This window comes from Flavobacterium sp., assembly GCF_004295795.1.
Taxonomy (GTDB): Bacteria; Bacteroidota; Bacteroidia; order Flavobacteriales; family Flavobacteriaceae; genus Flavobacterium.
Genome location: NZ_SEBR01000022.1, coordinates 83,390 through 107,338 on the forward strand (window position 1 = coordinate 83,390; position 23,949 = coordinate 107,338).

Sequence of the window (23,949 nt, forward strand, 5' to 3'; positions counted from 1 at the left end):
GGTCGTTGTTGAAGTTGGCGCAAAAGTAGACGCGCCGTTTTCTGCAACGGTTAGCACACGATTAGTAAAGGGTTAAAAGTCGAGCCTGAATTTGAAGGAATTGTTAGGTCGGACGCATTTTCGACGGCCAAAAAAAACTTTCCCCGTTCACATCCAAATCGTAAATTTACGCCCGACAACTACAAAACCATGTTCCAAAACACTCGCGAATTCGCCCAACAACTCGATTCACAAGATTCGATTTCCAAGTACAGGAAGGAGTTCATCTTCCCGAAAGTAAACGACAGACAAGTCATCTATTTCACGGGAAATTCCCTCGGACTGCAACCCAAACGCACAAAATCGTTCGTCGATGAAATTATGTCAGATTGGGCAAATCTTGCGGTCGAAGGCCATTTTTATGCCGAAAAACCTTGGTGGGATTATCAGGAGCGATTCGCGAATCCTTTGAGTAAAATCGTTGGTGCAAAACCGAAAGAAGTCACTGTAATGAACACTTTGACGGTGAATCTGCACTTGTTGATGGTTTCGTTTTATCGCCCGAACGCCAAACGCTACAAGATCATTTGTGAGGAAAAAGCATTTCCCAGCGACCAATATATGTTGCAAACCCAAGTCAAGTTTCACGGGTTTGATCCGAAGGACGCGATTGTAGAGATCAAGCGTCGCGACGGCGAACACAACATTCGCCACGAGGACATTCTCGCGAAAATAGATGAGGTCGGAGACGAATTGGCTTTGCTGATCATGGGCGGCGTGAACTATTACACCGGACAGGTCTTCGACATGAAATCCATCACGAGTCACGCCCAATCGAAAGGTGCATACGTCGGTTGGGATTTGGCTCACGGCGCCGGAAACATCAAACTCGAACTGCACGACTGGAACGTCGATTTCGCCGCCTGGTGTTCTTACAAATACATGAATTCCGGACCTGGAAACGCTTCGGGAATTTTTGTGCACGAAAACCATCACCACGACTCGAGCCTTCACAGATTCGCCGGCTGGTGGGGACACAACAAGGAAAGACGCTTCAAGATGGAACCTGAATTCGATCCGGTCCACGGAGCCGAAGGTTGGCAGATCTCGAACTTGCCCGTGATTTCACTCGCGCCTTATCTGGCTTCGGTTGAAATGTTCGACGAGGTCGGAATGGAGAAATTGGTCGAAAAACGCGACAGGATCACATCTTACCTTGAGTTCATCCTGTTGGAAATCCAGAAGGAAGTGAACGGGAATTTTGAGATCATCACACCATCGGAACCAAGCCAAAGAGCTTGCCAGTTGTCGGTTTACCTTCACGGAGAAGGCCGAAATCTTTTCGATTACCTGATGAAAAACGGCGTAATTACAGATTGGCGCGAACCGAATGTGATAAGGTTGGCGCCAGTTCCGCTATATTGTTCTTTCGAAGATATGTACGACTTCGGACAAGTCTTGAAACGAGGCATCGAGGAACTTCACTGACTTCACTGATCGTCTCCGGGCGAATCGTCCATGTCCATTCCCAAATCATTCGGATCATCGTTTTCGGGCGCATATTGCGTGTTCAAAGCAATTTCCGATAACGGAACGCCGCCTTTTACGCCAAAATCCAAAGTGCGCGTCGGGAAAGGAATCGTGATTCCGGCTTCGTCGTAAGCTTTCTTAATGCGTTGTATCGCCTCGCTTCCGACCTTTGAAAAAGTGCCTTGTTCAGCGCTGTCGATCCACATCCGGACACGGAAATTGATCGAATTGTCGCCAAACTCGCGGAACATGATCGTCGTTGGAGAAGTTTTGGAAATATCCGCGATGTCTTTCACGGCTTCCAAAGTCACTTTTTTGACCAGATCGAGATCGTCTCCATAAGAAACACCTACGTCCAGATCGAAACGTCTCTTGTTCAACGTCGTAAAGTTTTCTATCGGACTTTGAAAAACATCCTTGTTGGGAATCGTGATCAAATGGCCTTGAAAAGTCTGCACAACCGTATCGCGAAGGTTGATTTCCTTGACTTTCCCCATATAACCTTTGAGTTTTACGACATCGCCGACTTTCAGTGGTTTTCTGAACGACATAAAAATCCCGGACATAAAATTCGACGCGATGTCCTGAAACGCGAACGCAAGCGCCAATCCCAAAATACCGGCACCGGCCAAGATCGAAGTCACGGCTTTGTCGAGTCCGAGTACGCTCAACGCCGTAAACAAGACGATTCCGACAGCGAAAACATAGATTACGGTGGCGAAAAGATTGTTCAGCGTGACATTGTGAGAAACTTTCCCGATGAGTCGGAGCGCGATTTTCCTGATGAATTTCGCGATGAAAAGTCCGATGACGAAAATGATCGCGGCCAAGGCGATGTTCGGAAGCATTTTGACCAAAGCTTGTCCCCAACGGGCGAGTTTGTCGAAGATGAGGTTGGCGGCATTGTTGAAGTCGAATTCCATTGTTTTGGCGTTTAAAGTGAATCCCGAAGTTAGGATTTCGAGCCGCCAAACGCGTTATAGGACTTTTCGCAGGTTTTGTAAAGTCTCAAGAAATACAGTTGACTTTACAGATATGAAGCGTTATCGATCAACTTCGCGGCTTTAGAGCGAATCTTCGCAAGCTCGCCCGGTTTCATCTTGTCGAGTTGGCTCAACATCATCGTCATCCTGGGATTGTCCTCGAAGTGCACGCGTTTTGCATCGACAAAATTCCAGTACAAAGCATTGAAAGGACAAGCGCGTTCGCCCAGGCGATCCTTGACGTCGTAATGGCATTTGAGGCAGTAATTCGACATTTTGTTGATGTAACTTCCGGATGAAACATAAGGTTTCGTGGCGACCAGACCGCCGTCTGCCCATTGCGACATGGCGCGCGTGTTGGGCATTTCGACCCATTCGATCGCGTCGACGTAAACGCCCAGATACCATTCGTCGACTTCGTTGGGGTTTGATCCGACCAGCAACGCAAAGTTTCCGATGACCATCAAACGCTGGATGTGGTGCGCATAAGCTTCGTCGAGACTTTGGCCGATCGCATGTTTAAGGCAATTCATTTTTGTCTTCGCATCCCAATAAAACCAAGGCAATTCCCTGTGATTCCTCAATTGGTTTTTGGTGCCGAAATCTGGCATGTGCATCCAATAGTAACCTCGCACATATTCGCGCCAACCGGTGATTTGGCGAATGTAGCCTTCGACCTCGTTGATCCTGACCTTGTCTTTTTCCTCATAAAACTTCTCGAGAACCGCATCGACGACTTCTTTGGGCGAAATCATCTTGGAATTCATCGCGAACGAAAGTCTCGAATGGAACAGGAATTTGTCGGCGGTGTGCATCGCGTCCTGATAATCGCCGAAATGCACGAGCAAATGGTTCACGAAATGGCGCAAAATCCTTAAGCATTCGTCGCGCGTGGTTGGCCAATTGAAGTTTTCGGGCTTGATGTTTCCGAAGGTTTTTATTCCTGATTTCTCGATTTCTTTTACGATAGAAGTCACATCGGTCTCAAAAAGTTTGGCCTTCGGAATCTCGACCTGACCCGAGAATTTGTTGCGGTTCGCGTGGTCGTAATTCCATTTTCCGCCACGCGGATTTTCGCCAACCATTAAAATGTCGTGTTTTTTGCGCATGTTTCTATAGAAACTTTCCATCAGCAGTGACTTTTTGCCTTTGAAAAAATCCTGGAATTCGTTTCGCGTCGTGTAGAAATGTTCGGTGTCGAAAACTTCGAAGCCGATCTTTAGTTTTTGACAGATGGATTTCAATTGTTCGTCAAGCCGATATTCGTCAGGAAGCAAATATTCGAATTTGTCGCAGTTATGGCGCGCAATAGCCTGATCGATGATTACGTCAAGTTGCTGCGGATTTCGAGAACTGTCGATTTTTAGGTAATCGACTTTGTGACCTTTGGATTCCAGATCTTGGGAAAAGTTGCGCATCGACGCGAAAAATGCCACGACTTTCTGGATGTGATGTTTGACGTAATCTGTTTCCTGACGCATTTCGGCCATGAGGTAAATCACGTTCCCATCTGGTTTTTCGAACCACGAATGATTGCCGTTGAGCTGGTCGCCGAGCAAGAGCCGAAGCGTTTTCATGTAGTTTTGTTTTTGGTGCGCCGACATTTTTCGCTGCAATATTTCACGTCTTCCCAAACCTTTTCCCATTTTTTTCGCCACGAAAACGGACGCCCGCAGACTTCGCAGGTTTTGGTTGGCAGATTCGGTTTTTGGTGCGTCATTCTTAAAGTTAGGCAATGTTGGTTTTGGTTTGGGTCAGATTGTGATTTTGTTTTGGATTGTTGATGATCAATTTTTGTAATTTTTTGAATATTGTTTGCTGGTTTTGGAGGCGGCGCTGCTTTAGCGAGCCTTTTTACCGGCGATGCATCGCGAGCCGAAGATGAAACTACACTGAATTTGTTTCTGTGGAACTAGTTTGCGTTAGGGATGCCGGCATTGTCTGAGCTCTTTTGCCCGTTTGGATTTTGTGATTTGGGAATAAAGTTCGCGGCAAAAAGCGAGTGCCGGCAGCCCGACGGCGGCTTCTAGGTTTTTACAGCGGAGTTGGGAACTGCAACTGCTACTGCGAACTGCGCACTGAAAGACCGCCGCCGGAACGCCCAAAAAATGATAAATCTCGTCGCCCTGCGTTTTATAATGCTTACTTTTACGTCGTTTTAGCAAAAAGACAATGCAATCACCTCTAAAAATCGCAGTTGTCGGGTCTGGATTGGTAGGCTCGTTATTGGCGATTTACCTCAAAAAATCGGGTCACACGGTTCACGTTTTTGACCGAAGCCCGGATATACGCTCGATCCAGTTCTCAGGACGTTCCATCAATTTGGCCATGTCGACGCGCGGTTGGAAAGCTGTGGACGCCGTTGGCATCGGGGAAGAAATCCGGAGCATCGCCATTCCTATGGACAAGCGCGCGATCCACGTGTCTGACAAACTCAATTTTCAGCAATACGGCAAGGAAGGCGAGAGCATTTACTCGATTTCACGCGGCACTTTGAACAGAAAGATGATCGATTTGGCCGAAGCCGCCGGAGTGGAATTTTTCTTCGAACAAAGAATTTGGGACGTGACGCTCGCGACCTCGACCTTGCACATTGGCGAAACCGAAAGAGGCGAGTGGACAGACCTTAAATACGACATGATTTTTGGTGCCGACGGTGCGTTTTCGAGAATCCGTCACCGCATGCAACGCCAGAGTATGTTCAATTATTCCCAAGAATTCCTGAATACGGGTTACAAGGAATTGAACATTCCGGCGAATGCCGATGGCACGCACAAACTTGACAAGAACTCGTTCCACATTTGGCCGAGAGGCGAATATATGCTGATCGCGCTTCCGAATCTCGACGGAAGTTTTACGTGCACGTTGTTCATGCCGTTCGAAGGCAAAAACTCGTTTGCTTCGTTGACCGACAGAAAGTTGGTGGAAGATTTTTTCGCGAAGAATTTCCCGGATTCGATTGATGTGATCCCGAAGTTGGCCGAAGATTTTTTCAAGAATCCGACCTCGACTTTGGTGACGATGAAGTGTTTCCCTTGGACGTTCGAGGACAAAGTCGCGTTGATTGGCGATGCTTGCCATGCGATCGTTCCGTTTTACGGACAAGGCATGAACGCCGGTTTCGAGGACATCACGATCCTGAACGAGATGATCGAGAAACACGGAGACGATTGGGTCGCGATTTTCAAACAATACGAGCAGTTGAGAAAGCCCAATGCCGACGCGATCGCCGAATTGTCCTACCGCAATTTCATGGAAATGTCCTCGAGCGTAGCCGATGAAAAATTCCTGCTCCAAAAGAAGATCGAGAAGCGTTTCTCTGAGAAATATCCCGAAAAATGGACGCCTTTGTACAGCCGCGTCACGTTCAGCGACAGACCTTATTCTGAAGCTTTGGCCGAAGGCGAACGCCAAAAAGCGATCATGGATCAAGTGATGCAAATGCCGAACATCGAGTCGGTTTGGGACAGCGAAGAAGTCGAGCACAAAATTTTGGCCTACCTGTCATAAGAACAATCCAAATATCAGCAATAAAAAAAGCGGTTCCGGTAAAGAATCGCTTTTTTGGTTGTCAGATTTTACAATCTGTGAAGTTGTCGAATCTGAGTCACTCTTTCGGCTTGCGATCGGGCGTGTCCATCAAAACCCTCAGCGTCGAATCGTTCGTAAAATAACTGAACGCCCAATTCACGAAGATCAAAAGCCGGTTCTTGATGCTTAAAATCAGCATCAGATGCACGAACATCCACGTAAACCAAGCCAATCTGCCCTGAAAACTGAATTGCGGCAAATCGACCACGGCCTTGCGCTTCCCGATCGTCGCCATCGAACCTTTGTCGTGGTACTCGAACGGTTTTAGCATCACGCCTTTCGAAAGTCGGACGAAGTTTTTGGCCAACACATCGGCTTGTTCATTTGCTACAGCGGCGAGTTGCGGATGGCCTTTCGGAAATTTGTTCGTTTCCATGTAAGCGATGTCGCCAATGGCATACACGTCTTTCAGATTCGCGAGTTCGTTTTGTCGGTTGACGACCAATCGGTTTCCGCGCGTATAGGCTTCTTCGGGAATTCCGTCGAGTTTGCTGCCTGAAATTCCGGCGGCCCAAATCACGTTTTCGGACGCGATCGTTTCACCCGATTTCAGTGTCACGGTCACGCCGTCGTAACTGTCGAGCAAAGTCTCGGTGCGCACTTTCACGCCAAGATCTTCGAGGTATTTTCTGGAATATTTGTGCGATTCGTCGCTCATGGCATTGAGCAGATTCGGAAGTCCTTCCAAAAGATAGACCGTGAGTTTCGAGAAATCCTGGTCAGGATAATCTTTCGGCAAGATGTTTTTCTTCATTTCTGCCAACGCGCCCGCTAGTTCGACTCCGGTCGGTCCGCCGCCGACGACGACAAATGTGAGCAAGGCGTCGATCTGTTCTGGTTTTGCCGTGATCGAATCCTCGAAAGTCTGCAAAATCCGGTTGCGAAGTTGGATGGCTTCGGGCACGGATTTCATCGGATAAGCGTGCTTTGCCAATTCCTTGTTTCCGAAGTAATTCGTCTCGCAACCATTCGCGATCACGAGATAATCGTAAGAATAGTCGCCAATCGATGTTTGAAGTTTTTTGGCTGCCACATCGACATTTTCAACGACAGCTTTCCTTACATGCACGTTCTTGCATTTTTGGAAAACCTTGCGCAACGGAAACGAAATGCTCGAAGGTTCAAGCCTGGCAGTCGCCACTTGGTACATGAGCGGCTGAAATTGGTGGTAGTTGTGCTTGTCGAAAATCCAGATGTCGTAATCGGATTTTTTGAGTCTTTGCGCCAAAGTCAGTCCGGCGAACCCGGCGCCTATGATGGCAATGCGTTTTCTTCCCATTTGTGTTGTTGTTATCGTATGTTAAAGTTACCGATAAACCCGCACAGGAAAAGGTTTCTTAACGTTTCTTAACGCGTTTCAATCGGCCGGATTCTGCGAAAACGTTGGAAATTTCGTTTTGGTATTTTGAGGATTCGCCCTTTTTGGAAAATCTCCGCGTTGGCTTTACTTCTTGAAAATAAAATAAACCGCCAAGACCAAAAAGCAAAACCCGACGGCGTGATTCCACTTGAAGCTTTCGCCTTTGAAGAAAAGCATCGAAAAACACACGAACACGATCAATGTAATGACTTCTTGGATGACTTTCAGTTGCAGAAGCGAGAACGGACCGCCGTTGTCTTTGAATCCGAGTCGATTCGCCGGAACCTGGAAAAAATATTCGAACAATGCCAAACCCCAACTTATAAATACGATAGCAATCAATCCGGCGCTTTCGAACCACTTCCATTCCTTGAATTTGAGGTGTCCATACCAGGCTAACGTCATGAAAATGTTCGACAAAACAAGCAATCCGATAGTGATTAGACCGCGAGTCATTTTTTGAAAATCTTATTCAGTATCGAAAAGGCTCCGCGGATGAAAGTCGCACTCGTCAGGACTTTTACGACCGATTTTGTGACTTGCCCCACTTGATCGTCTGATTTTTTAGATTGCTGTTGCGCCTGTTTTTGGTCAATTTTGGCTTGGGTTTGCTGTTGTTTAGCGGCTTCGGCTTTTTGTTTTTGGTCGATGGCTTGCTGTTCGGCTTCGGCGATTTTCTTGTTCAAAAGTTCGTAAGCGCTTTCGCGATCGATGACTTCGTTGTATTTTTTGTACAGTTTGGATTTGTCGTTGATCGATTTGATTTCGTCGTCGGTCAAAATGTCCATGCGGCTTTGTGGCGCGCGCATCATCGTGGCGGCAAGCGGTGTCGGGACGCCTTTTTCGCTCAAGGCCGTGACGAACGCTTCACCGATTCCAAGACTTGTGAGCACTTGGTCGGTTTTGTAGAATTCCGACGTCGGGTAGTTGTCGGCGGTTTGTTTGATCGCTTGTCTGTCGTTGGCCGTAAAAGCTCTTAGAGCGTGTTGGATTTTGAGTCCGAGTTGGGCGAGAATGCCGTTTGGAATGTCCATCGGATTCTGGGTGACGAAATAAACGCCGATTCCCTTGGAACGGATAAGTTTCACGATGGTTTCGATCTGGTCGAGAAGTGCTTTGCTGGCTTCGTTGAAAATCAGGTGCGCCTCGTCTATGAAAATCACGAGTTCGGGTTGTCCGGCGTCGCCTTGTTCGGGCATTTGCTGATAGATTTCGGCCAAAAGGCTCAGCATGAAAGTCGAGAAAAGTTTGGGTTTGTCCTGGATGTCGTTCAATCGGATGATGTTTACGTAACCGCGTCCGTTCTCGTCAAGCCGCATCAGATCTGAAATATCAAATGAAAGTTCGCCAAAGAAAATATCGCCTCCTTGTTGCTCGAGTTCGATGATTTTGCGAAGGATCGTGCCTGTGGTCGCCGTGGAGATCTTCCCGTAATTTTCCTCGATTTCGGATTTTCCTTCATCGGTTATATAATGGAGGACCTTTTTGATGTCTTTCAGATCGAGAAGCGCGAGTTGGTTGTCGTCGCAGTATTTGAAGATGATCGAAACCACGCTCGATTGCACGTCGTTGAGCCCGAGAATTCGCGAGAAAAGCACAGGTCCGAATTCGGAAACCGTCGCCCGAAGCCGCACGCCATTCTGGTCGGATAAAGTCATCAACTCTACCGGATAAGCGGTCGGCGAAAACGGAATTTCTATTTTTTGGTGTCTTTCGGAAACGAACGGTTGCTCGACTCCGGCTTCGGCAATGCCCGAAAAATCACCTTTTATGTCCATCATCAAAACCGGGATTCCAAAACTGGAAAGCTGCTCTGACAACACTTGGATGGTTTTGGTTTTGCCCGTTCCGGTCGCTCCGGCGATCAGCCCGTGCCGATTTAGGGTTTTTAGTGGGATTTTGACTTGGGCTTCGGGTATCGGTTCACCGTCCAAAATCGCCGATCCTAACGTCAAAGTGTCTCCTTTTGAGGTGTAACCCGTGTTTATGGCCGAGATGAATTCGTCTTTTGTAGGCATATTTTTATGTTTTTTCGGTCGGATAAATTGCAAGCTGAAAGTTATGAATTTAGTTGATAGCCGATTATGTAAAAAAGATTGTTTTCGTCCCAACCTTTTAACAAAAAATAACATCTTTGGAAATACTATCTCAATCGTTTGCACGTTAGGTGTGGCAACGGTTTTGGGCAGATTAAATTAATGTGAATAATATTAAAAAAAGTTTTTTTATTTAGAAGTAACATATAAATTTGCCGTTCATGGTTTTTTACCGAAAAATTCAAAAAACTATAAGATAATCTTTTAAAAACTAAAAATTGTAAAAATGGCAAACGCTAAAAAACAGAGTAGTTCAAATGGAGGAAGTCTATTCTCCGCTATTACTATCATTGCATGTATTTTTATCGGATACTTGATCTGGACTTTTGTAATGGGTGACGGTTCCAACTTTGAAGGTGGAACTAACGCAGGCCACCCGCTACCAGGAAATTATCTTGCAATGGTATACAAGGGAGGACCTATCGTTCCGGTTTTGATGGGACTACTTTTGATGGTTGTGGTTTTCTCAATTGAGCGTTTCATGGTTATATCTAAAGCTTCAGGAAAAGGAAATCTTGACACTTTCATGAACAATGTTCAAGGTAGCATCAAAGCTGGTGACATCGATTCAGCTATCGCTGCTTGCGACAAACAACAAGGTTCTGTTGCCAACGCTATCAAAGCCGCGCTTGTGAAATATCAGGAAGTGAAGAAAGAAGGAGTCAGCAGCGAGGAAGCTTCTGAAACGATCCACAAAGAAATCGAAGAGGCTACTTCACTCGAAATGCCGATGTTGGAGAAAAACCTTACTATCCTTTCGACTTTGGTGTCGCTTGGTACACTTGCAGGTCTCTTGGGAACGGTAACGGGTATGATCAAGGCCTTCTCGGCTATCGCAACTGCCGGTACTCCTGACCAGGCGCTTCTTGCAAACGGTATCTCCGAAGCACTTATCAATACTGCTACAGGTATCGCGACATCTGCACTTTCGATCATCATGTACAACTTGTTCACATCAAAAATCGATACTTTGACGTATTCTATCGATGAGGCTGGTTCTACAATCGTGAACACTTACAGAAAGTTCAGAGGAGCTGCGAGAAACTAAGTACTAATTGAGACGCTTTTCCCGTTGTAATACACGGGAAAGTCTTTAAAATAAAACCAGATAATGGCTAAAGTAAAAATGTCAAAGAAAGCAACCAGCATCGACATGACGGCGATGTGTGACGTTGCATTTCTTCTCCTGACGTTCTTTATCCTTACTGCGACCGCCAAACAGCCGGAACCATTGCCGGTAGATACTCCAAGTTCAACCGTTCAGACGAAATTGCCAGACAGCGATTTGGCTACGATCACGATCGGTAAGAAAGGGACGGTATTTTTTGGAGTTACAGGTCGTGATTTGAGAGAAAGTACGTTGGACATGATGGCACAGAAATACAATGTGACGTTTTCTCCCGAAGACAAAGCGAAATTTGTCCTCATCGAAAACTTCGGTGTTTCTATGGCCAATTTGAAAACGCTTATCGACATGAAGAACAGCGACCGAAATGCAGAAGGTACGCAGCCTGGAATTCCGAAGGATTCTTTGGACAACCAATTGGCAGACTGGATTCAGTACGCCCGTCGTTCGGCAATCGATTTGCACCAAAAAGAGCTTACTATCGCCATCAAGGGCGACGCAACAGAGGAATATCCTGAAATCAAGAAGGTGATGGATATTTTACAGAACCAAAAGGTCAACAATTTTAATTTGGTAACCGGTCTTCGTGGCAAGGACTTCTAATATAAAGAACTAGAAATGGCAGAATTAAATACGGGCGACGGTGGTGGCAAGAAAGGCTCCAAGAAAGTCCGCAGTAAGAAGCTGAATTCCAAGGTCGATTTGACTGCGATGGTAGATTTGGCCTTCCTTTTGATTACGTTCTTTATGTTGACGACCTCTTTGTCAAAACCTCAGTCCATGGACTTGAGCTTGCCTGACAAGGAAGACGATCCGAACAAGAAGACCGATGTAAAGGTTGACGAAAACAGAACCATGACGCTTCTTTTGGGTGACAACAACCAATTGAAAGTCTATATGGGAATGCTTACGAATCCTATTATGGCGCCAAAAGATATCGCTTATGGGAAGTCAGGATTGAGAGCCGAGATTCTCAAGAGAAAGAAAACTGTAGCGGAATATACAGGCGATCCTAAGAAAGGACTTATCGTAATCATCAAACCAAGCAAGAAATCGAATTACAGAAATTTGGTGGATGTACTTGACGAAATGGCAATCGACGATGTCCCGACTTACGCAATCACCGACATTCTTCCGGAGGAAGTTAAACTGTTAGAAGGCGCTGCTCCGGCAACTCCTTAATAATACAATCACACCATGAAACTGGATATATTGAAACAGCAATGGCTTGACATCGTCTTCGAAGGACGAAACAAGCTATATGGTGCTTACCAGTTGAGGAGACAAAACCCAAGAATGACGATGCAGGCACTGCTTATTGGTGCAATCATCTTCGCTTTCTTGGTGAGTACGCCAATTTTGGCTCGTCTTCTTCCTGATAGCAAAAGCGACGAGGTCGTTGATCTCAACAAGCAAGTCAAGGCGGTAAAATTGCCTCCTAAGAAGGAAATCCCTAAAGATCTTCCGCCTCCACCACCGCCGCCTCCAAAAATCGACCAGGTGAAATTCGTTAAGCCTGTCGTCGCGAAAGCAGAAGAGGTTGTAGAAGAACCGCCTAAGATCAAGGAAATCGAAAACAAGAAAGTCGGTGCTGAAACGATCAAAGGTGATCCGGATGCAGTTCTTACGGTCGATCCGGTCGGGACAGGTCCAAAACAAGTTGTAGAAGAAGACAACAGTATCTATAACGCAGCGGGTATCGAGGTCAAGCCAGAATTCCCAGGCGGTATAGACAAATTCTACAAGTTCGTGAAAGACAATTTCCGCGCTCCGGACGATACTCCGGGTGGACGTATGATCATCTCGTTCGTAGTAGAAAAAGACGGATCATTGACAGACATCAAAGTGCCGCGTCCTGCCGGACCTGGTACGGCTGAAGAAGCTATCAGAATGTTGAAGCGTTCCCCAAGATGGGTTCCGGCTGAACAAAACGGTAGAAAGGTACGTTGTATGTTTACGCTTCCAATCGTTATCGCCGCTTCTGAATAAGATGGCAACCAATAAGTACTATGAGAAGAAATCGCCAAAAAAGCGATTTCTTCTTATTATAGGCATATTCTTTTTCATGGTCTATCTATTTCTCGGATTGGCCGTAATTTTCTGGAAAGACTTTCCGATCAACATGGAATTCAAATACCGTGTCGCCTTCGGGGTTTTGCTCATCGTTTATGCGCTTTTCAGATTTTACCGATTTTTCAAAGAAACTCCAGACGAATGAAAAGAAAACTGATTCCAATCGTGGCTTTTTTAGGCATTTTGCTACTTGCGATGTGCGCCAAACAAGCTGAAGGAAAACCTGCAGAAGAAAGCATTCTCACAGGAAAGGCGTCGGTTTTGGTAGACGAGACGCTTTTGCCGATCGTCGAGGATCAAGTCGCGGTCTTTGAAAGTGATTACGAAGGCCGTTTCAAGCTCCTTCCGAAGTCCGAAGCCGAAGCGATTCAGGCCTTGACGAAAGACAGCGCCAGAATTTTGATATTGGGCAGAAAATTGTCGGCAGAGGAAAACGCATTCTTCAGCTCAAGAAAAAGATATCCGAAGGAAACCCAATTCGGGATTGACGGCATCGCGCTCATCGGAAACAAATCCACAAACGACACATTGATCGCACTTCAGGAAGTCGTAAATGTCCTCGAGGGAAAATCGTCTTCGAAAATAAAAGGGTTGGTTTTTGACAATCCGAATTCGGGCACGGCATCTTATCTGCTCAAATTGGCAAACGTAAAAGCGTTGCCGGAAAATGGCGTCTATTCTTTCAAGACAAATGCCGAGGTCATCAAATTTGTGTCCGAAAATCCGGGTACGATTGGAGTAATCGGACTGAATTGGCTTTCGCAACCAACTCCGGAAATAGAAAGTTATCTTAAAAAAATCAATATTCTGAGTGTCAAAAGCCTTACAGGTAGTAGTTTTGTATATCCGAGCCAAAACAGCCTGGCTGAGAAAACCTATCCGCTGGCACGCGATTTGTATATCGTCAATGCGCAAGGGTATGAAGGCCTCGGAATCGGACTTGCTTCGTTCATGGCCGGAGAGCGCGGACAACGCATCATCCTCAAATCGGGTTTGCTTCCGGTTCGCATCCCAGGCAGGAAAATCAGTATCAAGAAGAAGTAGAAACAACAGTAAACTAAATTCCATAAAATGACTAAGACCAAGATCCTTAGTATTGCATTTATCGCTTTGGCGGCCGGTGCCGTGAAAGCCCAAGACGTCGAAGCGGCCAAAAAAGCCATCGACGCCGAGCAGTACGAAAAAGCCAAAAGCATGCTAAAAGCTGCTGTCCAAGCCAAGCCAAACGACGGACGCGCCTCTTTCCTTTTGGGAAAAGTATACCTCAAACAGGATATCGAAGATTCGGCCAAAATTGCCTTTGACAAAGGAATTACGGCTAAAGACAAGGGCAACCTGAACTATATCGGTTTGGGAGAGCTTGAACTGAACAAAGGCAACAAAGCCGGCGCGACCACCAATTTCGCCAGTGCGCTCAAGGACGTAAAGAAAAAAGATACCGAAGAATATATTTTCGTCGCGAGAGCTTATATGGATTCGGACAAACCAGATTACAAAGCCGCAATCGCCGCTCTTGACAAAGCCAAATTGGCCAACGGTCAAGATCCGCAGGTGCAACTTGCTTTGGGAGATGCGTTCTACGGCGACAAAAACCAAAACGATGCTTACGCCGCTTACAGAAGTGCCGCTGCCGCAGATGCGCAATTGATTCGTGCGAAAGTGCAACTTGGTGTTTTGTTGAAAGGTGCGCGTGCCTTCACCGAAGCTGTAAAGGCTTTTGACGGAGTTGTCGCTTCAAACCCGAATTACGGTCCGGTTTACCGCGAGCTCGCCGAAACTTACTACTTGTGGGGAAACAACGACACGAAGAAATACACGGAATATCTTCAAAAAGCGCTTACGTACTACGAAAAATACATGAGCCTTACAGATTATTCATTGACTTCGCGCATGCGTCACGCCGACTTTTTGATCCTTGCCAAAGACTACAAAGCTTTGGAAGCCGAGGCTCAAAAAATGCAACAGCTTGACAAAGTGAATCCGCGTATCATGCGTTATCTTGGTTATTCGGCTTACGAAAACGGAAACACCGATGTCGCTATCGAATCGTTGACGAAATTCATCGCCGGTCCAAACAACAAAGTGATTGCGCGTGACCACATGTATCTTGGTTTGGCTAAATTGAAAAAAGCCGCCGGAACAGGAGACGCTCCAAAAGTTGACACAGCTTTGTTCGATGCGGGAATTGCCGACATCAAGAAATCTGTAGAATTGGAATCGAGCCTTTCGTATGATTTGAGCGAACTTGGAAAGAAATTCTTTGAACAGAAATTGTTCCGCGAGGCAGCTGCGATTTATGAAATTGCTGTGACCAACGAAACTTCGAAGAACTATACTCAGGATTTGTTCTACTACGGATACGCGCTTTACTACGCCAACAACCGCAAGGATGTGAAGCCAGATGTTGAGCAAGTCAAGAAAGCCGAAGCTGCTTTTGCCAAAGTGACCGAAAATTCACCGACGACTCAGGACGCTTATTTGTTCCGCGCGCGTGCCAACAGTTTGATCGATGCCAATGCCGAAATGGCAAAAAGCTACGAAGATTACGTTCGCGTCGTGAACGAAAAAGGTGCCGAAGAAACCGGGAAAGACGCGACCAAGAAGAAGTTGGTCGAAGCTTACAACAACATCGGAGCTTTCTACGCAGCGTCAAACGACAAAGCCAAAGCCAAGGACAATTTCAACAAAACTTTGGCCATTCAGCCAGGCGAGGCTTTCGCGACCCAGTCGTTGAAACAATTGTAATTCCAGATTTAGAATCACGATACCAAAACCGACGGGAAACTGTCGGTTTTTTCATTTAGATACGACTTGGTTTATTGACTATCTTTGCACTTTATTTTTCGAGATGTTGACACAGGAAGTACAGGAAATGGTGAACAATGGTGTGATGCTTCCGCTGATGGAGGAATTCTACACCATTCAGGGAGAAGGTTATCACACGGGAACGGCCGCTTATTTTATAAGAGTTGGCGGATGCGACGTAGGATGTCACTGGTGTGACGTCAAGGAAAGCTGGAATGCGGACCTTCATCCACCGACGCATGTCGATACGATCGTGGGAAATGCCAAGAGTTATTCGGATACCGTCGTCGTGACAGGTGGCGAACCGCTTACGTGGGATATGTCAGCACTCACGAATCGGCTTAAGGAAAAAGCTATCAAAATCCATATCGAGACTTCCGGCGCTTATGAATTGTCTGGCGAATGGGATTGGATCACGCTTTCGCCGAAGAAAACGAAACTTCCGACGCAATCGGTTTACGACGCGGCCCACGAGCTGAAGTGCATCATCTTCAACAAACACGATTTTATTTTCGCCGAAGAACAGGCAGCCAAAGTGAATCCGGACGCGATTTTGTTCCTGCAACCTGAATGGAGCAAGCGCGAAGAAATGACGCCTCAAATTGTCGAGTACGTAATGGCGAATCCAAAGTGGAGAATTTCGCTACAAACACATAAATACCTAAATATTCCATAATGAAAAAGTTTTTCACGTTTCTGGTTTTGTTGGTTTCGTTCGCCGGATTTTCACAACTCGGTGGAGAAGACGAAGTATATTTGGGAGGAGAAATCACCAACCCGAAATTTCAGGGCGGTGATGTGACCAATTTCCACAAATATGTGCGCGAACATTTCGATATGTCCAAACTCGAAAAACCCGGAAAAATGGTCGCGACATTTACGGTGTCGGAAACCGGAACGATAGAAAATCTAAGACTGACCGAATTCATCGGCCCAACTTCGGCCCAGGAATTCATCAAGATCATAAAAGCCGCTCCAAAATGGGAACCGGCTAAAAAAGCAGGAAAGCCATACGCGATTAAGATTACTTTGCCGTTGGTTTTTCAAAAAGGTTAAATTTGGGTCGCTAATCAGCGGCCTTTTTTGTGTCCGAAAACTATCAGAGCTTCAAATGGAAAATGCTTATAAAAAACAGTTTTTGCTGGATGAATCGGTAACTTATCTTAACCACGGCTCGTTCGGTGCTTGCCCGAAACCAATTTTCGACGATTACCAAAAATGGCAACGCGAGCTGGAATCAGAGCCTGTGCAATTCATAATTTCCAACAGCGCCAAATATCTCAAGGAATCGAAAGCAGTTTTGGCCAAATTCCTCAATTGTTCGCCTCAGGATTTCTTTTTTACCCCGAATCCGACTTTTGCCATCAACACGATCATGAGAAGTCTCGAGCTGAATCCGGCAGACGAAATTCTCGCGACAGACAACGAATATGGCGCGATGGACAGAACCTGGAATTTCTACAGCAAAAAGTCAGGGGCGAAATATGTGAGAGCCGAACTCACTTTGCCCGTCGTTTCGAAAGAACAAATGATTTCAGATTTCTGGAAAGGCTATTCAAGCAAAACAAAAGTCGTTTTCCTGAACCAAATGTCGAGCGCGACGGCGTTGCTTTTTCCGGTAAAGGAGATCTGCGAGCGAGCAAAAGAACTCGGCCTGATCACGATCGTCGACGGAGCGCACATTCCGGGTCATATCGACTTGGACATTTCTGAAATCAAAGCTGATTTTTACACCGGAACTTTGCACAAATGGATGCTCGCGCCAAAAGGTTCATCATTTCTGTATGTGAATAAGGAATTTCAGCAACTGCTCGATCCTCTTGTCGTAGGTTGGGGTTACGAAAGTCCGTTTCCGGGCGAGAGTCAATTTTTGGATTATCAGGAAAATCAAGGTACGCGCGACATTTCGGCATTTTTGACTGCGGGCGCTTGCGTGGATTTTCTCGAAAAAATCGATTGGAAAACCCGTGCGAAAGAAAGCCGCAAATTGATTCTGGACAATTATCAACGTTTTTCTGATTTACTGGGAACGCATCCGATTTGTCCAATTTCGGAAGAATTTCTGGGTCAGATGTGCAGTATTCCAATCCAAACCACCGACGCAATCGCATTAAAGAACCTACTTTTCGACAAATATCGAATAGAAATTCCGGTGATGAACCTGAACGGCAACTTTTATATCAGAATTTCAACGCACATTTATGTCTCCCAAACCGATCTCGATTATTTGTTCCGGTCTTTGCAGGAAATCATTTTGAGTACAAATCTGATCCAAATTCATTGATATGAGATTTTTCCCACCAAAAGACCAGGTCGTTTTCAAAAGCGATCTTTCTGCCGAAGAAGTTTTGAAGCGATTGCAAAACAATGTCGAAGCCCAAAAAACGTTCGGCTTTCGTATCAACACGAGTTATTCTACGCCTTACATCGGAAAAATTGTCGGAAATACTTTTTCGATCAGGCGCGTCATTTCCTATCGGAATTCATTTTTGCCCGTGATAAAGGGCGAAGTCACTTCGGCAATGTCAGGCTCGCGCATCAAAGTCACGATGCAACCCGATGCCGCGGTAAAAGTATTCATGATAATTTGGTTGGCCGGCGTGACTTTCGGATGCATCGCTATTTTGACGACTCTGTTCACCGAAGAAGCCGATTTTTTCATACTCATCCCGTTCTTTATGCTCGCAATGGGTTTGGCGCTGTTTCATTTCCCGTTCAAGATCGAGGCGAATCGAAGCAGGAAAGACTTTTTGGAAATGCTCGAAGCCAAAATCGAATCAAGATAATCTCGCCAGATAATCAAAATGTTCGCCTTCGAAAAGCAGATCGCATTCCAAACCGTTGGCGTGAGCGGCGTTTTGCAGCGTGTTGTAATCGAGATAAAGCCACGGAAACGATTCCTCAGTTTGGCCTTTATACGAAAGATCGAACGTCAATTCGCCGTAATAATGATCGGCTGGAACCGAAAATGCGCCTTCTTCGTCCTCGTCGAACATATAGATGATGTCAGATGAATCGAGCAGAATCTGTCCTCCGGGATTCAAAAGCGATTTGAGTTTGGTCAGATAGTTTGAGATTTCCCTGAGTTTTCCGAAAATTCCGGTTCCGTTCATCAACAAGAGGATCGTGTCGAATTTTTCGCCTTCGAAGTCGAGAACGTTGCAAACCTTGGCGTTTTTGAGTAAGCGCAATTGGCAGGCTTGAATCGCTTTCGCGGATATGTCGATCGAAACGACCTCGAGTTTTTTGTCGTTTTGCAGATACAAGCTGTGACTTCCGGCTCCGCATCCAACGTCCAAAATTTTTCCTTTGGCCAAGTCTAGCGCTTTCTTCTCGATTTTCGGCATTTCCTTGTAAGTTCGGAACAACCACGCGACCGACATTTCATCGGCTTCCGAAATATCGGTTTCCGTGATCAGATCTTCGGGCGAATTGTTGGTTTGGTAATCGAGAATGGCTTGGCCGAAAAGGTCTTTCATAAGTTTGAAATCTGAGGTCGAACTGAATTGTCTTTTGACATTCGACTTATTCGTACTTTTGCCGCATGCAGGATTTTCTCAAACAATTGCCGCGACTCGCCAAAGATAAGCATAACGAAAACAAGAAGTATTTCGACAAGCTCAGGAAAAAGGCGCCCAAAAACATCGATTATGTCATGCAGGAATTGCACGATAACGAGTTCAAGCGCACCGATTGTTTGACCTGCGCGAATTGTTGCAAGACGACCGGCCCACTTTTTACTTCGGCTGACATCGAGAGGATTTCAAAACACTTCCGGATGAAACCGCAGCAATTCATCGACCAATATTTGCGTATAGACGAAGACAAGGATTATGTTTTGCAAAGCTTGCCTTGTCATTTTCTGGACTCGGAGAATTACTGCATGATTTATGATGTGCGTCCGAAAGCTTGTCGCGAGTTTCCACACACCGATCGAAAAAAGTTCCAGCAGATCTCGAGTCTGACTTTGAAGAACGTCGAGATTTGTCCGGCGACTTATCGCATTGTCGAGGAAATGAAGAGGCGTATGCCGATGTGATTAAAACTTCGACATTCGTTGTTCAGAAAACTTCAACATTCGTTATTCGTTGTTCGACATTCGTTCTTCCGAAAACTTCTACATTCGTTATTCGTTGTTCAACATTCGTTCTTCAGAAAACTTCAACATTCGTTGTTCGGAAACCTTCAACATTCGTTATTCGTTGTTCAACATTCGTTCTTCCGAACACTTCAACATTCGTTATTCGTTGTTCAGAAAACTTCAACATTCGTTATTCGTTGTTCAACATTCATTATTCCAAAAACTTCCACATTCGTCACTCACAAAACTTCCGAATTCCCTAATCGGATAAAAGTTGGATAAGGTTCGAATTGACGTGGATTGCCGAATCTGTAGAAAATTAATTTTGAATAACGAATAACGAATAACGAATAACGAATAACGAATAACGAATAACGAATAACGAATAACGAATAACGAACAACGAACAACTAACAACGAACAACGAATAACGAACAACGAATAACGAATAACGAATATCCAATAACGAACAAATTGCCACAAAAAAACCTCCCAATCAGGAGGCTTTGTTTTCTAAACGAACATATAATCGTCCGCTTCGACCAGGTTGTCAACTCTGGTTCGTCTTTTTCCGCCGAGCGCACTGACGATGTAGTCAATTCCGCGGCCAATGTATTCGATTATTCTCTCGACCCATGCCTTGGCTTGTCTGAACAAGTCCATTCCTTTGTCGATGTAGGAGTTGATTACCTCGATTATACGCTGTAATTCGTCCATATAGCTTAAAAGCAAATCAGCGCCTTTCATAGTAAATGTATTTGTGTTGTTGTTAGATTCGAACATATCACTAAAATACGCAATGGATTTCTGAGGATTCTCAGTAAATCTCATAAAGTTTTCTTATTTTTTCAAAAGCTTGGATGCCAGGCTGCCAAGTGGCGCGAATCTCGTCTTCGGTCATTCCGGACTCGATCTGCTGTTGTAAAACCTTGCTTCCGGCGAGATTCGTGAAGTACGGAATAAAGAATTTGGACTTGTCCTCGAAATTTTTGTAAGCGTTGATCAACCATTTGAGTTCGATGTGATCGAGTCTCGGTTCTTTGGTCAGATCTTCACCACAACAGACTTTCCCGTTCAAAGGCGGCGTTTTAGAGCCTTCATTCGGACGTGGCGTGAATTCGAAGTGATAAGTCGGAAGAAAAGGCGACCCGTAAATCTGGAACTGTTTGTCAGTGCCGCGTCCGATACTCACATTCGTACCTTCGAAAAAACACAAGCTCGGATAAAGATTGATGGCTTGGTCATTCGGCAGATTCGGAGAAGGTTTTACCGGCAAATGATAAGGCATGCCACGACGGTAATTCTCGCAAGGCACAATCTTGACATCGCACTGGATCGAATCCTTGAGCCATTTCTGACCGTTTATCATCAGTGCATATTCGCCGATTGTCATGCCGTGCAAAACGGGAATCGGGTGCATCCCGACAAAACTCTTGTGCGCCGGATCGAGCGTTGGCCCGTCGATCTTGTAGCTGTTCGGATTCGGTCGGTCGAGAATGATAAGCGGAATCTTGTTTTCGGCGCAAGCTTCCATCACATAATGAAGTGTCGATATGTAGGTGTAAAATCGCGTCCCGACATCTTGCAGATCGAACAACATCACTTCGATTCCGGCCAATTGCTCGGGTGACGGCTTTTTGTTGTTTCCGTAAATCGACAGGATTGGGATTCCTGTTTTTCGGTCTTTTCCGTCCACGATGTCTTCACCGTCGGGCGTTTCACCGCGAAAACCGTGTTCCGGAGCGTAAATTTTTTGCAGGTCGAATTTCGCTTTGAGCTTCAGGTAATCGACAACATGCATTGTCTTGGTCGCCGTTGCTTCGCGGTGTGTCAATTCCAAAGTATCGGGAAGCGAATAAACCGAATCGTATTCGATCAAACCCGTTTGGTTGGTGACAATCCCGATTTTCTTGCCTTCGATCAGGTCGAAATAACTCGTCGTGTTGTCTGCGCCCGTCATGAAACGCGTCGGACGGATCTTGCTTTTGATCGCGGCTTTCGCCGGTTTCGAGAATTCGGCGATCCGGCTTTGCGACGTTTTACAAGAAACGATCGAAAGTGCCAGGGCAAGTGCGGCAAAATAGCCAGGTCTGAAAACAGCGGATAAAAATCGAAGTGGCTTTTGAGTGGCAGGCCGCGTCATAAATTCTTGTGATATTTTGTTCCGACGCGGGATAAATCCTGTCGAAAGTGTACATTTGGGGACTTTACTCGAACGACTTTGAATCTCGAATATTTCATCGCCAAAAGGCTAATTGCGTCCAAAGGGCGTAAAAGTACTATTTCGGCACCAATAATAAAAATCGCCATCACGGCCATCGCCATCGGAATGGTCATGATGATCTTGTCGGTTGCTACCGGAATCGGCCTTCAGCAAAAAATCCGCGAAAAAGTATCGGCCTTCAACGGACACATCATCATCTCGAATTACGATGACAACCAGTCGGAAGTTTCGGTCAAGCCGATTTCGACGCGACAGGATTTTTATCCGAAGTTCAAATCGATATCCGGAATCAAGCACATTCAGGCCGTGGCGAGCAAAGCCGGAATCATCCGCACGCCCGATGCATTCGAGGGAATCATTTTTAAAGGCGTCGGAAAAGACTACGCCTGGAGCAATCTCAACGAGTTTCTCGTGGCCGGACGACTTCCGAACGTTTCCGGAAATCTCAACGACGAAGTGATCGTGTCCCAATTTCTGGCCGATCGGCTCAAACTCAAACTCGGGAACAAGTTCAATACCTTTTTCATGAAAGAAGGGCAAGGCAACCAAAAACCGAATTTGCGTGTTTTCAAGATTGTCGGCATTTACACGTCCGGACTTCAGGAATTCGACGCGACTTATGTTTTGGGCGACATCCGACATCTGCAAAGAATCAACAAATGGAAACCTACCCAAGTGGGATCGTTTGAGGTATTCGTCAACAACTTTGACCAGATCGAACCGATTGGGCAAGAGGTTTACGAAAATACGTTCAATGCCGAAAATCCTGCGATCGCACTCGACACCAAGACCATCATCGAAAAATACTACTATATATTCGACTGGCTCAAGCTTTTCGACTTCAATATAATAGTGATACTTGTCGTGATGATAATCGTCGCAACGATCAATATGGTCGTGGCTTTGCTCGTGATCATTCTCGAACGGACGCAAATGGTCGGAATCCTGAAATCTTTGGGCACGACGAATTGGAGTGTAAGAAAGGTTTTCCTGTACAACGCCGGTTACATTATACTGAGAGGTTTGTTTTGGGGAAATGCCATCGGAATCGCACTTATCCTTTTGCAACAGCAATTCGGCATTATTCGCCTCAACCCTGAAAACTATTATGTGACTGTTGCTCCGGTTTACTTCAATATCGGATACATCTTATTGTTGAACATCGGAACACTGATCATCAGTTTGCTTGTTTTACTCGTTCCTTCTTATATAGTAACCCGCATTTCTCCGGTGCGCGCCATTCGTTTCGAATAATGATAGAGCTTCACAAAAAATCGGGCGACTACATATTATATAAAGACGAAGACCAGCGGCTCATTTTGATGGTGCTCGACACTTTAGGCGTTTTCGAGATCGAGTATGTGCTCAATTCTGGCGAATGCTATTCGTACGAAAGTCATGGCGAACAGATTTTGCCGCTTATATCGAGGCGGGTTCGGGATGAGAAGTATATAGAGTAGCAGAAGCAGTTGCAGTTGCAGTAGCAGTTGCAGAAGCAGAAGCAGTTGCAGAAGGCAGTTGCAGAAGCGGTGGTTGCAGAAGCAGAAGCGACACCCAAAGACCATACTTCCGACAGGATTTCACAGAAACACATTCCCACAACCTTTCCCCACGACAATTTCCGGCGCGGTTTGCCTGCCACTGCCACTGCCACTACAACTGCCACTGCCACTGCCACTACAACTGCAACTGCAACTGCCACTGCCACTTTTATGAGGGCGTGCCGGCGGCCGTTTCCCAAGAGCCGATCCCCGAAAAAATTTCCTATCATCCTCCAAGAAGCGCGATCGGAGGCCGCCGTCGGGCTGGAGGCGCTCGCTTTTTGCCTGGGAAAACCCGTTTGGCCGCCAGAATCCGTTTCAGGCAAAAGAGCTCAGACAACGCCGCCATCCCTCACGCGGAGGTCGCACGTGGCGCAATCCTTAGAAACCGGAAAAAAACTTTCGCGCGCAAGAATCGGCTTTCCAGCGACTTACGTGAGAGCGTGAAAAAACTTCGAAAAAAACCTTGCCGAAAACTTGCAGAAACGAAAAAGCGTGCTACTTTTGCACCCGCATTCAGCAACAAGTTCATCGGCATACTGGCAACAAGAAAGGAGGTT

The 23,949-nt window shown here is 45.9% G+C and carries 26 protein-coding genes; 17 read left to right on the top strand and 9 right to left on the bottom strand.

Going from position 1 to position 23,949, the window contains the following annotated elements:
* Positions 1-189: 189 nt before the first annotated feature.
* Positions 190-1,467 (top strand): kynureninase, encoded by a 1,278-nt coding sequence (gene kynU / locus EOO49_RS15965; RefSeq protein WP_290847506.1) that lies wholly within the window; start codon positions 190-192, stop codon positions 1,465-1,467.
* Positions 1,468-1,469: 2 nt separating this feature from the next.
* On the opposite strand, the gene EOO49_RS15970 is transcribed toward kynU, so the two are convergent.
* The 3 genes from EOO49_RS15970 to EOO49_RS15980 form a co-directional block, all read right to left on the bottom strand.
* Positions 1,470-2,432 (bottom strand): mechanosensitive ion channel family protein, encoded by a 963-nt coding sequence (locus EOO49_RS15970; RefSeq protein WP_290847508.1) that lies wholly within the window; start codon positions 2,430-2,432, stop codon positions 1,470-1,472.
* A gap of 104 nt (positions 2,433-2,536) precedes the next feature.
* Positions 2,537-4,069: a cryptochrome/photolyase family protein gene (locus EOO49_RS15975; RefSeq protein WP_290847510.1), complete on the bottom strand. Its 1,533-nt coding sequence runs from the start codon at positions 4,067-4,069 to the stop codon at positions 2,537-2,539.
* Positions 4,066-4,212 (bottom strand): DUF2256 domain-containing protein, encoded by a 147-nt coding sequence (locus EOO49_RS15980; protein ID WP_290847512.1) that lies wholly within the window; start codon positions 4,210-4,212, stop codon positions 4,066-4,068. The genes EOO49_RS15975 and EOO49_RS15980 overlap by 4 nt, the downstream gene beginning before the upstream one ends.
* A 452-nt stretch (positions 4,213-4,664) precedes the next feature.
* On the opposite strand from EOO49_RS15980, the gene EOO49_RS15985 reads away from it, so the two are divergent.
* Positions 4,665-6,002, top strand: a complete 1,338-nt coding sequence (locus EOO49_RS15985; RefSeq protein WP_290847514.1) for an NAD(P)/FAD-dependent oxidoreductase — start codon at positions 4,665-4,667, stop codon at positions 6,000-6,002.
* A 97-nt stretch (positions 6,003-6,099) separates the two neighbouring features.
* Here the strand turns inward: EOO49_RS15985 and EOO49_RS15990 are convergent, their stop codons facing one another.
* The 3 genes from EOO49_RS15990 to EOO49_RS16000 form a co-directional block, all read right to left on the bottom strand.
* Positions 6,100-7,362 carry an NAD(P)/FAD-dependent oxidoreductase gene (locus EOO49_RS15990; protein WP_290847517.1) on the bottom strand — a complete coding sequence of 421 codons (1,263 nt, stop codon included), beginning with the start codon at positions 7,360-7,362 and terminating at the stop codon, positions 6,100-6,102.
* Positions 7,363-7,527: 165 nt separating this feature from the next.
* Complete coding sequence (locus tag EOO49_RS15995) at positions 7,528-7,899, bottom strand: DMT family protein (protein WP_290847519.1); 372 nt, start codon at positions 7,897-7,899, stop codon at positions 7,528-7,530.
* Complete coding sequence (locus EOO49_RS16000; protein WP_290847521.1) at positions 7,896-9,461, bottom strand: helicase HerA-like domain-containing protein; 1,566 nt, start codon at positions 9,459-9,461, stop codon at positions 7,896-7,898. Before EOO49_RS16000 ends, EOO49_RS15995 begins: the two co-directional genes overlap by 4 nt.
* Before the next feature lie 304 nt (positions 9,462-9,765).
* Here EOO49_RS16000 and EOO49_RS16005 point away from each other — a divergent pair, with 304 nt between their 5' ends.
* The 11 genes from EOO49_RS16005 (at position 9,766) to EOO49_RS16055 (ending at position 18,329) form a co-directional block, all read left to right on the top strand.
* The gene (locus EOO49_RS16005) at positions 9,766-10,587 is read left to right on the top strand and encodes a MotA/TolQ/ExbB proton channel family protein (protein WP_290847523.1); all 822 of its coding nucleotides are present in this window, start codon (positions 9,766-9,768) and stop codon (positions 10,585-10,587) included.
* 63 nt (positions 10,588-10,650) lie between these two features.
* Positions 10,651-11,268 carry a biopolymer transporter ExbD gene (locus EOO49_RS16010; protein WP_290847525.1) on the top strand — a complete coding sequence of 206 codons (618 nt, stop codon included), beginning with the start codon at positions 10,651-10,653 and terminating at the stop codon, positions 11,266-11,268.
* Positions 11,269-11,283: 15 nt separating this feature from the next.
* Complete coding sequence (locus tag EOO49_RS16015; RefSeq protein ID WP_290847527.1) at positions 11,284-11,847, top strand: biopolymer transporter ExbD; 564 nt, start codon at positions 11,284-11,286, stop codon at positions 11,845-11,847.
* A gap of 15 nt (positions 11,848-11,862) precedes the next feature.
* Entirely contained in the window at positions 11,863-12,654 is a 792-nt protein-coding gene (locus EOO49_RS16020) for an energy transducer TonB (RefSeq protein WP_290847529.1), read from the top strand.
* Positions 12,655-12,730: 76 nt separating this feature from the next.
* Complete coding sequence (locus EOO49_RS16025; protein WP_290847531.1) at positions 12,731-12,883, top strand: hypothetical protein; 153 nt, start codon at positions 12,731-12,733, stop codon at positions 12,881-12,883.
* The gene (locus EOO49_RS16030; protein ID WP_290847532.1) at positions 12,880-13,782 is read left to right on the top strand and encodes a PstS family phosphate ABC transporter substrate-binding protein; all 903 of its coding nucleotides are present in this window, start codon (positions 12,880-12,882) and stop codon (positions 13,780-13,782) included. Before EOO49_RS16025 ends, EOO49_RS16030 begins: the two co-directional genes overlap by 4 nt.
* Positions 13,783-13,809: 27 nt before the next feature.
* A complete protein-coding gene (locus EOO49_RS16035) occupies positions 13,810-15,483 on the top strand; it encodes a tetratricopeptide repeat protein (protein WP_290847534.1) in 1,674 nt (557 codons plus the stop codon).
* Positions 15,484-15,586: 103 nt separating this feature from the next.
* Positions 15,587-16,219, top strand: a complete 633-nt coding sequence (locus EOO49_RS16040; RefSeq protein ID WP_290847536.1) for a 7-carboxy-7-deazaguanine synthase QueE — start codon at positions 15,587-15,589, stop codon at positions 16,217-16,219.
* Complete coding sequence (locus tag EOO49_RS16045) at positions 16,219-16,599, top strand: energy transducer TonB (protein WP_290847538.1); 381 nt, start codon at positions 16,219-16,221, stop codon at positions 16,597-16,599. Before EOO49_RS16040 ends, EOO49_RS16045 begins: the two co-directional genes overlap by 1 nt.
* 55 nt (positions 16,600-16,654) lie before the next feature.
* Entirely contained in the window at positions 16,655-17,827 is a 1,173-nt protein-coding gene (locus EOO49_RS16050; RefSeq protein WP_290847540.1) for an aminotransferase class V-fold PLP-dependent enzyme, read from the top strand.
* Position 17,828: 1 nt separating this feature from the next.
* Complete coding sequence (locus EOO49_RS16055; RefSeq protein WP_290847542.1) at positions 17,829-18,329, top strand: hypothetical protein; 501 nt, start codon at positions 17,829-17,831, stop codon at positions 18,327-18,329.
* On the opposite strand, the gene EOO49_RS16060 is transcribed toward EOO49_RS16055, so the two are convergent.
* Positions 18,321-19,022 carry a class I SAM-dependent methyltransferase gene (locus EOO49_RS16060; protein WP_290847544.1) on the bottom strand — a complete coding sequence of 234 codons (702 nt, stop codon included), beginning with the start codon at positions 19,020-19,022 and terminating at the stop codon, positions 18,321-18,323. The two genes, EOO49_RS16055 and EOO49_RS16060, sit on opposite strands and share 9 nt — an antisense overlap.
* Before the next feature lie 65 nt (positions 19,023-19,087).
* Between EOO49_RS16060 and EOO49_RS16065 the strand changes: the two genes are divergently transcribed.
* The gene (locus EOO49_RS16065) at positions 19,088-19,582 is read left to right on the top strand and encodes a YkgJ family cysteine cluster protein (protein ID WP_290847546.1); all 495 of its coding nucleotides are present in this window, start codon (positions 19,088-19,090) and stop codon (positions 19,580-19,582) included.
* A 555-nt stretch (positions 19,583-20,137) separates the two neighbouring features.
* Here the strand turns inward: EOO49_RS16065 and EOO49_RS16070 are convergent.
* Both EOO49_RS16070 and EOO49_RS16075 read right to left on the bottom strand, forming a co-directional pair.
* On the bottom strand, positions 20,138-20,371 hold the full coding sequence (locus tag EOO49_RS16070; protein ID WP_290847548.1) for a hypothetical protein: 234 nt from the start codon (positions 20,369-20,371) through the stop codon (positions 20,138-20,140).
* 70 nt (positions 20,372-20,441) lie between these two features.
* Positions 20,442-21,767 (bottom strand): DUF1343 domain-containing protein, encoded by a 1,326-nt coding sequence (locus tag EOO49_RS16075; protein ID WP_290847549.1) that lies wholly within the window; start codon positions 21,765-21,767, stop codon positions 20,442-20,444.
* Positions 21,768-21,845: 78 nt separating this feature from the next.
* Here EOO49_RS16075 and EOO49_RS16080 point away from each other — a divergent pair, with 78 nt between their 5' ends.
* The 3 genes from EOO49_RS16080 to EOO49_RS16090 form a co-directional block, all read left to right on the top strand.
* Positions 21,846-23,102 (top strand): FtsX-like permease family protein, encoded by a 1,257-nt coding sequence (locus EOO49_RS16080; protein WP_290847550.1) that lies wholly within the window; start codon positions 21,846-21,848, stop codon positions 23,100-23,102.
* Positions 23,102-23,308: a hypothetical protein gene (locus tag EOO49_RS16085; protein ID WP_290847552.1), complete on the top strand. Its 207-nt coding sequence runs from the start codon at positions 23,102-23,104 to the stop codon at positions 23,306-23,308. Before EOO49_RS16080 ends, EOO49_RS16085 begins: the two co-directional genes overlap by 1 nt.
* A gap of 380 nt (positions 23,309-23,688) precedes the next feature.
* The coding region (locus EOO49_RS16090; protein WP_290847553.1) for a hypothetical protein at positions 23,689-23,949 on the top strand (261 nt) is incomplete at its 3' end.